Origin of the sequence: Pelomonas baiyunensis, from assembly GCF_043555935.1 — a bacterium.
GTDB lineage: Bacteria > Pseudomonadota > Gammaproteobacteria > Burkholderiales > Burkholderiaceae_C > Pelomonas > Pelomonas baiyunensis.
Window position 1 is genome coordinate 75,907 of record NZ_JBIGIB010000001.1, and the last position, 14,607, is coordinate 90,513.

Annotated in this window: 8 protein-coding genes; 4 read left to right on the top strand and 4 right to left on the bottom strand. The window is 71.1% G+C overall.

Translation table 11 applies throughout. The features are described from left to right. Positions 1-2: 2 nt before the first annotated feature. The 3 genes from araD to ACG01O_RS00350 are packed head-to-tail and all read right to left on the bottom strand — an operon-like array spanning position 3 to position 4,214. Positions 3-1,736 carry an L-arabinonate dehydratase gene (gene araD, locus ACG01O_RS00340; protein WP_394379875.1) on the bottom strand — a complete coding sequence of 578 codons (1,734 nt, stop codon included), beginning with the start codon at positions 1,734-1,736 and terminating at the stop codon, positions 3-5. Beyond that, a complete protein-coding gene (locus tag ACG01O_RS00345; RefSeq protein ID WP_394379879.1) occupies positions 1,733-3,154 on the bottom strand; it encodes an aldehyde dehydrogenase (NADP(+)) in 1,422 nt (473 codons plus the stop codon). The genes araD and ACG01O_RS00345 overlap by 4 nt, the downstream gene beginning before the upstream one ends. 46 nt (positions 3,155-3,200) lie before the next feature. Further along, positions 3,201-4,214, bottom strand: a complete 1,014-nt coding sequence (locus tag ACG01O_RS00350; protein WP_394379881.1) for an aldose epimerase family protein — start codon at positions 4,212-4,214, stop codon at positions 3,201-3,203. Between the two features lie 275 nt (positions 4,215-4,489). On the opposite strand from ACG01O_RS00350, the gene ACG01O_RS00355 reads away from it, so the two are divergent. From ACG01O_RS00355 to ACG01O_RS00370, 4 genes are all read left to right on the top strand, one after another. Then, positions 4,490-7,111, top strand: coding sequence for a glycosyl hydrolase 115 family protein (locus ACG01O_RS00355; protein WP_394379883.1), 2,622 nt, complete (start codon positions 4,490-4,492; stop codon positions 7,109-7,111). A 686-nt stretch (positions 7,112-7,797) separates the two neighbouring features. Then, entirely contained in the window at positions 7,798-9,045 is a 1,248-nt protein-coding gene (locus ACG01O_RS00360) for a serine hydrolase domain-containing protein (protein ID WP_394379886.1), read from the top strand. A 133-nt stretch (positions 9,046-9,178) separates the two neighbouring features. Then, positions 9,179-11,851 (top strand): zinc-dependent metalloprotease, encoded by a 2,673-nt coding sequence (locus ACG01O_RS00365; RefSeq protein WP_394379889.1) that lies wholly within the window; start codon positions 9,179-9,181, stop codon positions 11,849-11,851. A gap of 71 nt (positions 11,852-11,922) precedes the next feature. After that, a complete protein-coding gene (locus tag ACG01O_RS00370) occupies positions 11,923-12,498 on the top strand; it encodes a PEP-CTERM sorting domain-containing protein (RefSeq protein WP_394379892.1) in 576 nt (191 codons plus the stop codon). 63 nt (positions 12,499-12,561) lie between these two features. On the opposite strand, the gene tkt is transcribed toward ACG01O_RS00370, so the two are convergent. Further along, positions 12,562-14,583, bottom strand: coding sequence for a transketolase (gene tkt, locus ACG01O_RS00375; protein WP_394379895.1), 2,022 nt, complete (start codon positions 14,581-14,583; stop codon positions 12,562-12,564). Positions 14,584-14,607 lie beyond the last annotated feature (24 nt).

Below are 14,607 nucleotides of genomic sequence, written 5' to 3' on the forward strand. Positions count from 1 at the left end.
GGTCAATAGATGACGGGCTCGGGCACCGGAGCGCCGAACTGGGTTTCGAGGAAGTCGAAGTCGCAGCCCTCGTGGGCCTGCAGGATGTGGCGGCCGAACATCCAGCCGTAGCCGCGCTCGTAGCGCGGCGGAGGGGGCGTCCAGGCGGCGCGGCGGGCGGCGAGTTCCTCGTCGCTGACTTCGAGGTGGATGCTGCGGGCCGGCACGTCCACGGTGATGCGGTCGCCCGTCTTCACCAGGGCCAGCGGCCCGCCGATGAAAGCCTCGGGCGAGCAGTGCAGCAGGCAGCCGCCGTAGCTGGTGCCGCTCATGCGCGCGTCGGACAGGCGCAGCATGTCGGTCACGCCTTGTTTGAGCAGCTTGGTCGGGATGGGCAGCATGCCCCACTCGGGCATGCCCGCGCCCTTGGGGCCGGCGTTGCGCAGCACGAGGATGTCGTCGCCCGTCACGTCGAGGTCCGGGTCGTCCACGGCGGCCTTGAGGCTGGGGTAGTCGTCAAAGACGATCGCGCGGCCGGTGTGGCGCAGCAGGTGCGGCGCCACCGCGCTGGGCTTGATGACCACGCCGTCCGGCGCCAGGTTGCCGCGCAGCACGGCCAGCGCCCCTTCGGCGTAGATGGGATTGTTCACGGGGCGGATGACGTCGTCGTTGAACACCTCGGCACCGGCGATGTTCTCGGCCACCGTCTTGCCGTTGACGGTGAGGGCCGAGACGTCGAGCTTGTCCCGCATCACGTGCATCAGTGCGGGCAGGCCGCCGGCGTAGAAGAAGTCTTCCATCAGGTAGCGGTCGCCGCTGGGCCGGATGTTGGCGATGACGCCCACGTGCCGGCTGGCCGCGTCGAAGTCGTCCAGCGTGACCGGCAGCCCCGCGCGGCGGCTGATGGCCACCAGGTGAATGATGGCGTTGGTGCTGCAGCCCATGGCCATGGCCACGGCAATCGCGTTCTGGAAGCTGCCCGGGCTGAGCAGGCGCGCGGGCGTGAGGTCGTCCCACACCATCTGCACGATGCGCCGGCCGCACTCGGCCGACATGCGGATGTGGTTGGCGTCCGGTGCCGGAATGCTGCTGGCCCCGGGCAGCGTGAAGCCCAGCGCCTCGGCAATGCCCATCATGGTGGCGGCGGTGCCCATGGTCATGCAGGTGCCGTGGCTGCGGGCGATGCCGGCTTCCATCTCGGCCCAGGCGCGGTCACTCAGGCGCCCGGCGCGACGTTCGTCCCAGTACTTGAAGGCGTCGCTGCCGCTGCCCAGCGCCTGGCCGCGCCAGTTGCCGCGCAGCATGGGGCCGGCAGGCAGGTAGATGCAGGGCAGGCCCATGCTCAGCGCGCCCATCAAGAGGCCCGGCGTGGTCTTGTCGCAGCCGCCCATCAGCACTGCGCCGTCTACCGGGTGGCTGCGCAGCAGCTCTTCCGTCTCCATCGCCAGGAAGTTGCGGTAGAGCATGGAGGTGGGCTTGACCATGCTCTCGCTCAGCGAGATGGCCGGCAGCTCCAGCGGCCAGCCGCCAGCCTGCAAGATGCCGCGCTTCACGTCCTCCACCCGCTGCTTGAAGTGGGTGTGGCACTGGTTGGCATCGCTCCAGGTGTTGACGATGGCGATCACCGGTTTGGCCGTGAAGTCCTCGTGCGAATAGCCCATCTGCAGCACGCGGCTGCGGTGGCCGAAGCTGCGGAAGTCGTCCTTGGCGAACCAGCGCGCGCTGCGCAGGTCTGCGGCCCTCTTGGTGTTCGTCATGCCTGCCCCCGTGCGTCGATCAACCAGGCCGGCGCGTCTTGCAGGGCCACGGGCCGCAGGAAGCGGTCCAGGGCGGCATAGCCCACGCTGGTGCTGGCCGCGTGCGTGGACGACGGCCAGGGCCCGCCGTGTTGCTGCGCCCCCGTCACGGCAACGCCGGTGGGCACGCCGCTGAACAGCACGCGGCCGGCCAGCTGTTGCGCGGCGGTGATGAGGCGGCGGTGCTCGGGCGTGTCGTCATCGGCACCCCAGAGCGTGACGGTCAGGCTGCCTTGCACGGCGGCCAGCACGGCCAGGGTGTCGTCCAGGTCGTTCACCGTCACCACCAGGCAGCTGGGGCCGAACACCTCGTCGCGCAGCGTGGCGTCGGCGATGAAGCGAGCGGCATCGGTGGCAAAGAGGTGGGCGCCCGGTGCGTCGCCGCCGGCCGGCGCGGCCACCAGGGTCTTCACGGCGGCATGGCCGTGCAGCCGCGCCACGCGAGCGTTGAAGCCGGCGCGGATGCCGGCGTGCAGCATGGGGTGTGGCGCGGCGGCCGCGAGGTGCTCGGCCAGTTGGCGAACGAAAGCCTGGCTGGCGTCGTCCGGGCGCACCAGCAGCAGGCCCGGTCGGGTGCAGAACTGCCCGCAGCCCAGCGTGAGGCTGGCCGCCAGCGCAGCCGCAAGGGCCGGGCCTTGGGCCTGCAGCGCGGCGGGCAGGGCCACCACAGGGTTGAGCGAGCCCAGCTCGCCGTAGAACGGAATCGGCCGCGGGCGGGCGTTCGCCTCTTGCCACAGCGCGTGGCCACCCCGCAGGCTGCCGGTGAAGGCCACGGCGGCAATGGCCGGGTGCCGCACCAGCGCCACGCCCACCTCGGTGCCGGCGCCCTGCACCAGCTGCAGCACGCCGGGCGGCAGGCCCAGCTCGGCCGCGCACTGGCGTGCCAGGCTGAACACCGCTTGCGACAGGCCCGGGTGGCCCGGGTGGGCCTTCACCACCACCGGGCAGCCGGCGGCCAGGGCCGAGGCCGTGTCGCCGCCCAGCACGCTGAACGCGAACGGAAAGTTGCTGGCGGCAAACACCGCCACCGGCCCCAGCGGCACGGCCACCCGCGTGAGGCGCGGGCGGCCCAGCGGCGGCGCGCCGGGAATGGCGGCGTCGTCCTGCACCGGGTGTGCGGCGTCTTGCTCCAGCTGCGTGGCAAACCCGCGCAGTTGGAAGGCGGTGCGGTCCAGCTCGCCGTTCAGGCGCGCGGTGCCGAGGCGGGTCTCAGCGTCGGCCAGCGGCACCAGGGTGTCGCGCGCGCCCAGCAGCGCGTCGGCCAAGGCGCGCAGCCAGGCGGCGCGGCGGGCGGGTGGCAATGCCGCGTAGGGGCCGGCGGCCAGGGCTGCCGCGGTGCAGGCCGCGTTCAGGTCGATGCAGGGGGTGTCGGGCAGCATGGGGTGCGTTCGGATCGGGGCAGGGGCGGTGATGGGGCCGCGTGGTTCAGTCGGGCAGGAAGTCCAGCCGCATCCAGCGCGACAGCGGCTGGCCGGGCCGCACGATGCAGCCCTGGTGCTGCCACTGCGGGTGGTTGGGGGCGTCGGGAAAGAACTGCGGTTCCAGCGCGATGCCGGCGTGCCGGGCAAAGGGCAGGCCGTCTCGCCCGCGTGACTGGTGCACGAAGTTGCCGCTGCACACCTGCAGGCCCGGGTAGTTGGTGAACAGGCGCAGGGCCAGCCGGCCGTCGCTGGCGGTGAGTGTGGCGGCGGGCACGTCGCCCGTGGCGGCCTCGGCGTCCAGCGCGAAGCAGTGGTCGTAGCCCTGGCCGTGCCGCTGTTGCTCGCCCTGGCCCAGGCCCTCACCCACGGGGCGCGGCGCGCGCAGGTCGAACGGCGTGCCGCCTACTGCGGCCAGCTCGCCGGTGGGGATCATGTCGGGCCGCACCGGCAGGTAGTGCGCTGCTGCCACCTGCAAGCGGTGGCCCAGCACCGGTGCGGTGCCGCCGTCGAGGTTGAAGTACGGGTGGCTGGTGAGGTTGACCGGGCAGGGCGCGTCGCTGTGCGCGGTGAAGTGCAGGTGCAGCTGGTGGCGGGCCGGGTCCAGCCGGTAGGTGACTTCGGCGTCCACCGCGCCGGGGTAGCCCTGGTCGCCCGCCGGCGAATGCAGTGCCAGCCGCAGGTGCAGCGGGCCCAGTGCGCGCACCTGCCACACGCGGCGGTCAAAGCCGTCAGGCCCGCCGTGCAGCTGGTTGGCCCCTTCGTTGGGCTGCACGGTGTGGGTGTGGCCGTCCAGCGTGAAGCGGCTGCCGCCCATGCGGTTGGCAAAGCGGCCCACCACCGCGCCGAAGAAGCCGGGTTCGCGGGCGTGGTCGTCCAGCGTGGCGTGGCCCAGGATGGCTTCGCGCAGGCTGCCGTCGGCCAGCGGCACCTGGCACGACAGCCAGCGCGCGCCGTAGTTGCTGACCTGGATCTGCAGGCCATCGGGCGAGCCCAGGGTGAAGACGTCGGCAGCGGTCATGGGGCGTGAGGTGCGCGGCCGGGCGGCGAGGCGGTGGGGCCGGGTTTCGGAGGCGGTGAACAAGAAAAGGTTACGCTACCATAAAGATCGAAATCTCGCCCTTGGGATTGCCCGATGTCAGGCCCGTGCCGTGGCGTATCAGGTGCGTTCATCCATGGCAGCGGGAGCAAAAAGAGCGCATTGGCACGGCTGGCGTGCCCGCTGTGATTGCGGTCGTGATTGCGTAAACATTCAACCGTTCGGCGTGCTGCGCACGGGCGGAACTGGAGACGGTGTTGAAACGAGTTCTGCAAGCGCTGGCCCTGGGCCTGCTCTGGGTGATGGCCAGCGGTGCCGCCTGGGCCTGCGAAACGCCGGTGTCGGTGTGCCCGCGCGACCCGGGCCGGGGCCTGGCCTTGGTGAAAGCCGGCCGCCCGGCTGCGGTGTGGGTTGAAGAGGCCGCAGATTCGGCCCTGCAGCACGCAGGCCAAAGCCTGGTGGCCGACCTGGGCCGCGTGGCGGGCAGCGGCGCCGCCCTGGTGCGCAGCCCGGCGCAGGCGTCAGGCGAGCTGGTGTTGGTTGCGCAATGGGGCCGCAGCCCCGCGCTGGCCGACCTGGCCGCCCGCGGCAAGCTGCCCGGGGACTGGGGCGCCACTTGGGCCAGCCGCTGGGAGGCCTACCGCCAGGTGGTGGTGGAGCAGCCCTGGCCGGGCGTGCCCCGCGCGCTGGTGATTGCCGGGGCCGACCGGCGCGGCGCGGTGTTCGGCACCTACGACCTCTCGGCCCGCATGGGCGTGAGCCCCTGGGTGTGGTGGGCCGACGTGCCGGTGGCCCGGCAGGCGCAGCTGTTCGTCACGCCGGGCCAGCGCGAGGCGCAGCCCGAGGTGAAGTACCGGGGCTTCTTCATCAACGACGAAGCGCCGGCCCTCAGCACCTGGGCGAACGCCAAGTTCGGCGGCGCGAATGCAGCCTTCTACGGCCATGTGTTCGAGCTGCTGCTGCGCCTGCGCGGCAACTACCTGTGGCCCGCCATGTGGCAGCCGCGCGCCTTTGGTGCGGACGATCCGAAAAACATGGCCTTGGCCGATGCGATGGGCGTGGTGATGGGCACCTCGCACCACGAGCCCATGAGCCGCGCCCACGACGAATGGGCCCGTGCCCAGGGCGGCGCGTGGGACTACACCAAGAACGGTGCCAAGTTGCGCGAGTTCTGGCGGGGCGGCGTGCAGCGCATGATGGGCCGGCCGGACGGTGGCGCGTTCGACAGCCTGGTCACCATCGGCATGCGTGGCGATGGTGACGAGCCCATGAGCGAGGGCACGGCCACGGCGCTGCTGGAACGCATCGTGCGCGACCAGCGCCAGATCCTGGCTGACGTGACCCGCAAGCCGGCCGACCAGACGCCGCAGATGTGGGCGCTCTACAAGGAAGTGCAGGACTACTACGACGCGGGGCTGAAGGTGCCCGACGACGTGTTGCTGCTGTTCTGCGACGACAACTGGGGCCAGATCCGCCGCCTGCCCGAGCCGGGCACGGCACGCCGCGGCGGCTACGGCGTGTACTACCACTTCGACTACGTGGGCGGGCCGCGCAACTACAAGTGGCTCAACACCAACCAGATCGAAAAGACGTGGCAGCAGATGAACCTCGCCCACGAGCGCGGGGCCGACGCGCTGTGGATCGTCAACGTGGGCGACATCAAGCCCATGGAGTTCCCGCTGCAGTTCTTCCTGGACATGGCGTGGTCACCGGGCCGCATGACCCCGCAGGCGCTGGCCGCCTACCCGCGTGACTGGGCGGCGCAGACCTTTGGCGCCGCGCACGCGGCCGAGATTGGCGAGATCGTCACCCGCTACAGCCAGTACGTGGCGCGCCGCAAACCCGAGCTGATCGACGCCACGAGCTTCCCGCTCGGCCGCGCCACACCCGAGGCGCTGGACGGCGGCGACTTCGGCCGCCGCGTGGCGGAGTGGGACGCGCTGGAGGCCCGGGTGGCTGCGGTGAAGGCCACGCTGCGGGCGGATCAGGGCGATGCGTTTTTCCAGCTGGTGGAGCACCCGGTACGCGCGCTGGCCAACCTTTACCGCCTCTACTACGCCGTGGCCTGGAACCGAAAGCTGGCCGCGGCCGGCGACGCTCGCGCCAACGTGTTTGCCGATCAGGCCGAAGCCGCCTTTGCGCGCGACCAAGCCATTGCCGACCAGTACCACGCCATGGCTGGCGGCAAGTGGGCCGGCATGATGCTGCAGACCCACATCGGCTACACCACCTGGCAGCAGCCCGAGCGCAACCTCATGCCCGCGGTGCAACGGCTGCCCGGCACGGCAGACGGCGCCGACGTGCAGCGACAGCTGGATGCAGCGAGCCGCGCCGGGCCGGCACCCACGGCGGCCATCAGCCTGGAGGCGCCTCGCTTCAGCCGCGCCGTTCACGGCGCAGGCCTCACGTGGACAGCCATCCCCAACCTGGGCCACGGCCTGGGGGCGGTCACGGCCCTGCCACAAGGGCGCGCAGCCACCACCGTGGCGGACGGCGTGCGGCTGGAGTACGACGTGGACATCACGCACCGGGGCGACCTGCAGCTCAGTCTGCACCTCGCGCCCACGCTGGACACGCGCGCAGCCGGCGGCATTCGCCTGGCCGTGGCGCTGGACGACGGCTCGCCGCAGCTGCTGACCCTGGCGCTCACGCCCACCGCCGGCCCCGAACTGAGCCGTGGCGAAAAGGCCTGGGCCCAGGCCGTGAAAGACAACCTCGCCGTGCTGCGCGCGGAGTTCCAGGCGGTGCAGCCGGGCCGGCATGTGGTGAAGGTGTGGCGGCTGGATGACAACGCGGTGCTGCAGCGGCTAGAGCTGGCGCCGCTGTCGCGCATCACCGTGTCGCCGCCCAGCGCTGCAAGCGGCACGGCCAGCCGTTGAACGGCAAGCCCGCCATCGGCCTCACAGCCTGCAACAGGTTCGCGGCAGCCGTGTGCGGCCGTGCCTGTGGCGATCGACGCCGCCACTGAGGCCGGCTCCCTGTGACCACAGGGGACGAACCGACACGGGGCAGTTGGACGTCAGAGATCGACCCGTTGCGGTCTTTCGGTCCATCGAACTCTTGGCAGGAAAGCGGTCGCTCAACGGCTTGATGCCGAGGACGCTGTAGGGCGGGATGGGCGCAGGCAGCAGGGCGGGCCTGCTGCTCCATGTCCCCCGGCCCGCTACGCGGTCCTCCTCCTTTACTTGCGCATCAGACCCGCCCCACTGCCCGCTTGCGCGATGTCCGGCTTCTTCGTCGAGGATGCCCAAAGGTGCTGCAGTGGGATGCGGGGTGACGCAATTGCGAAGGTAAAGGAGGAGGACCGCGTAGCGGGCCGGGGGACACGTAGCAATTGCGTCACCCCGCGGCCCACGGCCATCCCGATCTACGCGAAAGCGGACCTCCGCAGCCGACCGCTCCTGGCCGAACGCAGTCAATGCCCAGGCTTGGCGGGGCACAGACCTGGCGGCCGATTCGTCCCGGGATCCGTGGCGGATTCGACCGGCACACGCCGTCCATGCCGCTGCTGCGCTTCAACGGCCGGCTCCAGGCGGGGTGACCCGCCGCATGTAGGCTGCACGCCATGACGCCCATCGCCCGCAGCCTGCCCGCGCTCCTTTTGCTCATCACCACCGGCCTCGCCGTCGCCGCGCCCGACGAAGAGGCGCTGGGCAAGGCCGCCGGCTACCCGGCGGCCAAGACCCGCGCCGATGCCTTTCGCGAGCCCTACCTCGTGGGCTCGTTCAGCGGCATGGACAGTTTTTTGCCGTCCTGCACGTTGGCGCCGGCCGCCGAGCCGCTGGCCTTGAAGAAGGCAGCTTCGGAGCCGACCTTTCGGTACCGCTTCGCCGGCCGCTCGCTGACGCTGGACGACTACCTGCAGCGCCAGCGCGTCACCGGCCTGCTGGTGCTGAAGGACGGCGAGATCGTGGCCGAGCGCTACAACTACGAGCGCACGCCGGCCATGCGCATGCTGTCCAACTCCATGGCCAAGACGATCACCGCGCTGGCGGTGATGAAGGCGGTGGAAGAGGGCGCCATCCGCTCACTGGACGACCGGGCCCAGGCCTACGTGCCGGCGCTGGAAGGCAGCCTCTACGGCCAGACGCGGCTGGTGGACTTGATGCGCATGGCCTCCGGCGCGCGGTACGTCGAGAACTACACGCCGGACGACGACCGCGCGGTGTTCCTGGGCGTGGCCCGCCGGCAGGGCACGCTGGCGGCGTTGAAGAGCATCACCGAGCGGGCCGACCCGCCGGGCGAACGCTTCAACTACGCGGGGCCGCAGACCGAGGTGCTGGGCCAGGTGCTGCAAGGCGCCACCGGCCGCTCGCTGTGCGACTACGTGGCCGAGAAGCTGTGGCGCCCGCTTGGTGCCGAGGCGATGGCGACCTGGCTGCTCAACCCGGTGGACCAGCAGCCGCTGGCCCAGGGCGGCTTCAACGCCACGGTGCGGGACTACGCACGCCTGGGCTGGCTGCTGGCGCAGGACGGCCGCGGCCCGCAGGGCGAGGTGCTGAAGCGCGACACCTTGCTGGCCATGACCGACGCCAGCCGCCAGCCCGAGGCCTTCCGCCCGGGCCGCATGGAGCATCACGGCAAAAGCTACTTGGGCTATGGCTTCCAGGTGTGGTTAATGCCGGGCAGCCATCGGCGGTTTGTGCTGCAGGGCATCCACGGCCAGGCCATCCTGGTGGACCCGGAACTGAAGCTGGTGGTGGTGCACACCGCCGTGGGCAAAGACGCCTCGGGCGACGCGAGCGGCCACCACCTGGGGGCCGAGCGCGACGCCCTGCTGCGCGGCATCGTCGCGCGCTACGGCAACTGGTAGCCCGGCGCCGAGGGGCGCATGAAGGGCGGCGCGGTGACGTCAAGATGCACCTCGCCCAAGGCCCGTCGGCCGCGCTGGCGCTGCCTATCATGGGTCGCATGCGCAGGCAGGCTGCGCCCCGAAGAGAGACTTCATGACGCACCTCCTGCAAGGCTGGGCTGAACGCGCGCGCACCCGCACCGTCGCCGCTGCACTGACGATGGCCACGGCCCTCGCTGCGGCCCAAACCTCGCCCACGCCGCCCAGTCCGCCCGCTTCTGCGGCTTCTGCCGCTGCGCCGGCGCGCGCCGCGTCTGCACCCGTGGTGCCCGACCCGAGCGACCCCAAACCGTACGACAAGGTCATCACCGCCGAGGCCAAGACGCAAAGCGGCCTGCTGCGGGTGCACCAGCTCAAGTCCAAGCTGTACTTCGAGATCCCGAAGGCGGTGCTGGACCAGCCGCTGCTGATGGTGGCCAACGCCACCGCCGTGCCCTCGGGCCTGGAGCACGTGGGCCGCACGCTGAACCAGGACGTGCTGCGCTTCGTGCTCAAGCAAAACCGCGTGATGCTGCAACTCATCTCGCACGACGCCGTGACCGCACCGGGCAGTCCCATGGCCGAGGCGGTGCGGCTGTCGCAGCGCGACGCCATCCTGGCCGTGTTCCCGGTCGAGGCGTTTGCCAAGGACGGCGCGCCGGTGATCGAGGTCACGCGGCTGTTCAACAGCGAGGTGGGTGACTTCAGCGCACGCGCCATGGTGCGCGGCGGGCTGGACAGCAGCCGCAGCTACGTGGAGCAGACCAAGGCCTTCCCCGGCAGCGTGCGGGTGGACGCGGTGCAAACCTACACCGTGTCGCCCATGCCCGTGATGGCCGTGCCTGGCGTGCCGGCGCTGCCGCAGATGCAGCCCGCCCGCAGCGTGTCGCTGAACGTGGCCTACAGCCTGGTGCAGCTGCCGGCCGAGCCCATGCGCCCGCGGCTGATGGACGACCGGGTGGGCTTCTTCAGCATTGGCCGCACCGACTTCGGCAGCGGCGTGCGCGAGGTGCGCCGCGAGCGCCTCATCACCCGCTGGCGGCTGGAGAAGAAAGACCCGGCCGTTGCGGTGAGTGAACCGGTGAAACCCATCGTCTGGTACATCGACAAGGCCACGCCAACCGCGCTGGTGCCCTACGTGAAGCGCGGCGTGGAGGCGTGGAACGCGGCCTTCGAGCACGCCGGCTTCAAGAACGCGGTGCAGGCCCGGCCCTTCCCCACCGCCGAGGAAGACCCCGAGTTCGACCCCGAAGACGTGCGCTACAGCGTGATCCGCTGGGTGCCGTCGCCCACGCCCAATGCCTACGGCCCGCACCTGGCCGACCCGCGCAGCGGCGAGATCCTGAACGCCAACATCGTGATGTTCCACAACATCGTGCAGCTGCAGCGCGACTGGTACCTCACGCAGGTCGGCCCGCTGGACCCACGGGCCCGCAAGCTGCCCTTGCCGGACGACCTGATGGGCGAGCTCGTGGCGTTTGTGGTGACGCACGAGGTCGGGCACTCGCTCGGGTTTCCGCACAACATGAAGGCCAGCTCGCTCTACCCGGTGGACAAGCTGCGCGACCCCACCTGGCTGCGCACCATGGGCCATGTGCCCACGCTGATGGACTACAGCCGCTTCAACTACCTGGTGCAGCCCGAAGACAAGGTCGACCCGGCCTTGCTCATCCCCAAACTGGGGCCGTATGACTTCTTCGCCACCCATTGGGGCTACGCACCCATTCCCAGCGCCAACACGCCGGAAGAGGAGCGCCAGCAGCTCAACCTCTGGGCCCGTGAGCAGGACAGCAAGCCCTGGCTGCGCTTCAGCGCGCCCAAGGCCGAAGGCGGCGATGTGGGCGACAACACCGAGGCCGTGGGCGACGCCGACGCCGTGACCGCCACCGCGTTGGGCCAGCGCAACCTGCAGCGCGTGATGAAGATGCTGCCCGGCTGGACCGGGGCCGCGGGCGACGACGACAAGACGCTGGAATACCTCTACCGCGCCACCTGGGCGCAGTGGCTGCGTGAACTGGGCCACGTGGTGGCCGTGGTGGGCAGCTACGAGGTGCAGAACAAGCACAACGACCAGCCCGGCGCCATTGCCGCGCCGCTGCCCCGCGCGCAGCAGGCCCGGGCCGTGAAGTTCCTGGCCGAGCACGCGCTGGCCACGCCGCAATGGCTGTTGGACCCGGCCGTCACGCAGCGCCTGCGCACTTCCGAGCCCACACGGCTGCTGGCCAGCGCGCAGCGCACGGTGCTGCGCCAGCTGCTGGACCCGGTCCGCGGCCAGCGCCTGGTGGCGCAGCAAGCGCAGCTGGGCGGCCAGGCCTACCGCGTGGACGACCTGCTGGCCGACCTGCGCCACGCCGTGATCGGCCCGGACGCTGCCGCCCCGGTGCCTGCCCCAGTACCCTCAGCACGGCGCAGCCTGCAGCGCCTGTACGTGGACACGCTGATCGCCCGCCTGAGCCTGGCCAGCCTGTCCAGCCTGGAAGACGGGCAGGCTCAGGTGCGGGCCGAACTGCGGGCGCTCAAGCTCCTGGCCGCCGCGCGGGCCGGGCAGGGTGACGCCAGCCAGCGCGCCCACTGGCACGACCTGGCCGACAGCATCGAGCGCGCGCTGGACCCGCGCGCCCCGACCGCCGCCAACCCGCTGGCCGCCTTGCTGCGCATGTTCAATGCCCCGCAGGGGGCGCAGCCGCCGGCCGAGAGCCGCCACGCCTGTTGGGCCGCGCACGCGCATGACGGTCTCGGCACGGCGGCCGGCACTGTCGATGGTTTTGACAGTCCATGGGTGCGTTAGGCGCAAGTGATTGATGTGTCAGGCGTGGTGCAAATCTTGCAGAGGGTGGTTTCCACCTCCTGGGAGATGACATGACCCGTACCCACAAGTTGTCCGCTGTGTTCAGCGCCCTGGCCTTGTCGGCCGCCGCGTTCCTGCCCTTGACCGCCGAGGCCGGTCTGGTGACCCGCCAGTTCCTGTTCAGTTCCACGGCCGGCGCGCTGCAGTTCGGGCCCCAGGTGGGCTCATTCACGTACGACGATGCCGTCGTGCCCGCGGCGGGGGGGCTCGTGGCCGCCCCGAACCTGTTCAAGGACCTGCAGGTTTCCTTCGGCGGGTTCAGCTTTGATGAGCTGACGGCCAACAGCGGCTGGCTGAGGTTCGATGCCACGGGTGATCTGCTCGATGCGGCCTTCGGCAACAACTGCAGCGGCGGTGGTTGCTCGATCAATGCGGGCTGGTCGCTGTGGTGGATCCGCGTGGGCAAGCCAGGCGCCTCGGCGAACGACTTCGCCTACTCCGGCTTCAATGGCGAATCGGGCATCCAGACCAGTTACCAGAATCAACTGCTGCCCCAGGGCACCGTGCCGGAGCCGGCGTCCGTTGCCCTCGTGGCTCTGGCCTTGGTGGGCGCAGCAGGTGCGTCGCGCGCACGGCGCCAGCGCTGATGCGTCCCCCGCCCGGCCTGTGCGGCCGGGCTTGATGCGGCGGCGCCAGCACGCGCCGTCGCTTCACCGCACCTGGCCCGCAGCAGACTGCACGCAGCGCTGGGCGGCGTCCACGACGGCGGCCACGGTCATGCCGAAGTGCCGGGCCAGATCGCCCGCCGGGGCGGACTCGCCGAAGGTGTCGATGCCCACGACGGCGCCCTCCAGCCCCACGTACTGCCGCCAGCCGGCCGTCACGCCGGCTTCCACCGCCACCCGCGGCACGCCCGGGGGCAGCACCGCACGGCGCCACGCCGCCTCTTGTTGCTCGAACATGAAGCACGAGGGCATGGACACCACGCGGGTGTTCACCCCCAGCGCGGCCAGTTGCGCCTGCGCCTGCACGGCCAGGTCCAGCTCGGAGCCGGTGGCGATGAGCACGAGTTGCAGCGGCCGGTCGGTTCGCTCCTGCACCAGCACATAACCACCTTTCTCGATGGCGGCGCGCGTGGTCGCGTCGCGCCGCTGGTGCGGCAGGTTCTGGCGCGACAGGATCAGCGCCGTGGGCGTGCGGCGGTGGCGCACCGCGGTCTGCCAGGCCACTTCGGTTTCCACCGCATCGCCGGGGCGCCAGACGTCCAGGTTGGGCACCAGGCGCAGCGTGGCGGTTTGCTCTACCGGCTGGTGGGTGGGGCCGTCCTCGCCCAGGCCGATGGAGTCGTGCGTGAACACGTAGATGGGGTTGATGCGCATCAGCGCCGCCATGCGGATGGCGTTGCGGGCGTACTCCGAGAACATCAGGAAGGTGCCGGCAAACGGCCTCACGCCCCCGTGCAGCGTGAGGCCGGTCTGGATGGCCACCATCGCAAACTCACGCACGCCGTAGTGCAGGTAGTTGCCGCCTTCGGCCGCCCGCACCACCGAGCGGCAGCCCTTCCATTGCGTGAGGTTGGAGGGGGCCAGGTCGGCCGAGCCGCCCAGCAGCTCGGGCAGTGCGCCGGCCAGCGCGGTGAGGCTGTTCTGCGAGGCTTTGCGCGAAGCGATGGTCTCGGCGCGCTGGTCCACCGCCGCCAATTGCGCGGCGCACTGGGCCTCGAACCCAGGGGGCAGCTCGCCCTGCAGGCGCCGCTGCAACTCGGCGGCGCGCTCGGGCTGGGCTTGGCGGAAGGCATCGAACCGGGCCTGCCAGGCGGCTTGCGCGGCCGCGCCGCGCGAGCGGGCGTCGAGCGGCGCGCGGGCGGCGTCGGGCACCTCGAAGGGCGGGTGCGGCCAGTGCAGCGCAGCACGCACGGCGGCCACTTCGGCCGCGCCCAGCGGCGCGCCGTGCACGTCGTGGCCGCCGGCCTTGTTGGGCGCGCCTTGGCCGATGACGGTGCGTGCGCAAATGAGCGTGGGGCGACCGCAGTCTTGCGTGGCCGCCTGCAGGGCGGCGTCGATGGCGGCCAGGTTGTGCCCGTCCACATGGCGGATCACGCGCCAGCCGTAGGCCTCGAAGCGCGCCGGGGTGTCGTCGCCGAACCAGCCTTTCACATCGCCGTCGATGGAGATGCCGTTGTCGTCGTAGATGACGACGAGCTTGCCCAAGCCCCAGGTGCCGGCCAGCGAACAGGCTTCGTGCGAGAGGCCTTCCATCAGGCAGCCATCGCCCACAAACGCGAAGGTGCGGTGGCTGATGACGGTGTGCTCAGGCGTGTTGAACTCGGCCGCCAGCAGCTGCTCGGCCAGCGCCATGCCCACGGCGTTGGCCAGGCCCTGGCCCAGCGGGCCGGTGCTGGTTTCCACGCCGGGCGTGATGCCGAACTCGGGGTGGCCGGGGGTTTGGCTGTGCAGTTGGCGGAAGCGCCGCAGCTCGTCCATGGAGAGGTCGTAGCCGCTCAGGTGCAGCAGGCCGTACAGCAGCATGGAGCCGTGGCCGTTGGAGAGCACGAAGCGGTCGCGGTCGGGCCAGGCCGGGTCGGCCGGGTTGTGGCGCAGGTGGCGGGCCCACAACACGGCGGCGATGTCGGCCATGCCCATGGGCATGCCGGGGTGGCCGGAGTTGGCTTGCTGCACGGCGTCGATGGCCAGCAGGCGCAGGGCGTTGGCAGCGAGGGTCAGGTCATGCATGGTGAACTTTCAGGCAAAGCGCAG

Coding starts and splice junctions, on each gene's coding strand:
- araD (WP_394379875.1), bottom strand. CDS start 1,736: ATGACGAACACCAAGAGGGCCGCAGACCTGCGCAGCGCGCGCTGGTTC.
- ACG01O_RS00345 (WP_394379879.1), bottom strand. CDS start 3,154: ATGCTGCCCGACACCCCCTGCATCGACCTGAACGCGGCCTGCACCGCG.
- ACG01O_RS00350 (WP_394379881.1), bottom strand. CDS start 4,214: ATGACCGCTGCCGACGTCTTCACCCTGGGCTCGCCCGATGGCCTGCAG.
- ACG01O_RS00360 (WP_394379886.1), top strand. CDS start 7,798: ATGACGCCCATCGCCCGCAGCCTGCCCGCGCTCCTTTTGCTCATCACC.
- ACG01O_RS00365 (WP_394379889.1), top strand. CDS start 9,179: ATGACGCACCTCCTGCAAGGCTGGGCTGAACGCGCGCGCACCCGCACC.
- ACG01O_RS00370 (WP_394379892.1), top strand. CDS start 11,923: ATGACCCGTACCCACAAGTTGTCCGCTGTGTTCAGCGCCCTGGCCTTG.
- tkt (WP_394379895.1), bottom strand. CDS start 14,583: ATGCATGACCTGACCCTCGCTGCCAACGCCCTGCGCCTGCTGGCCATC.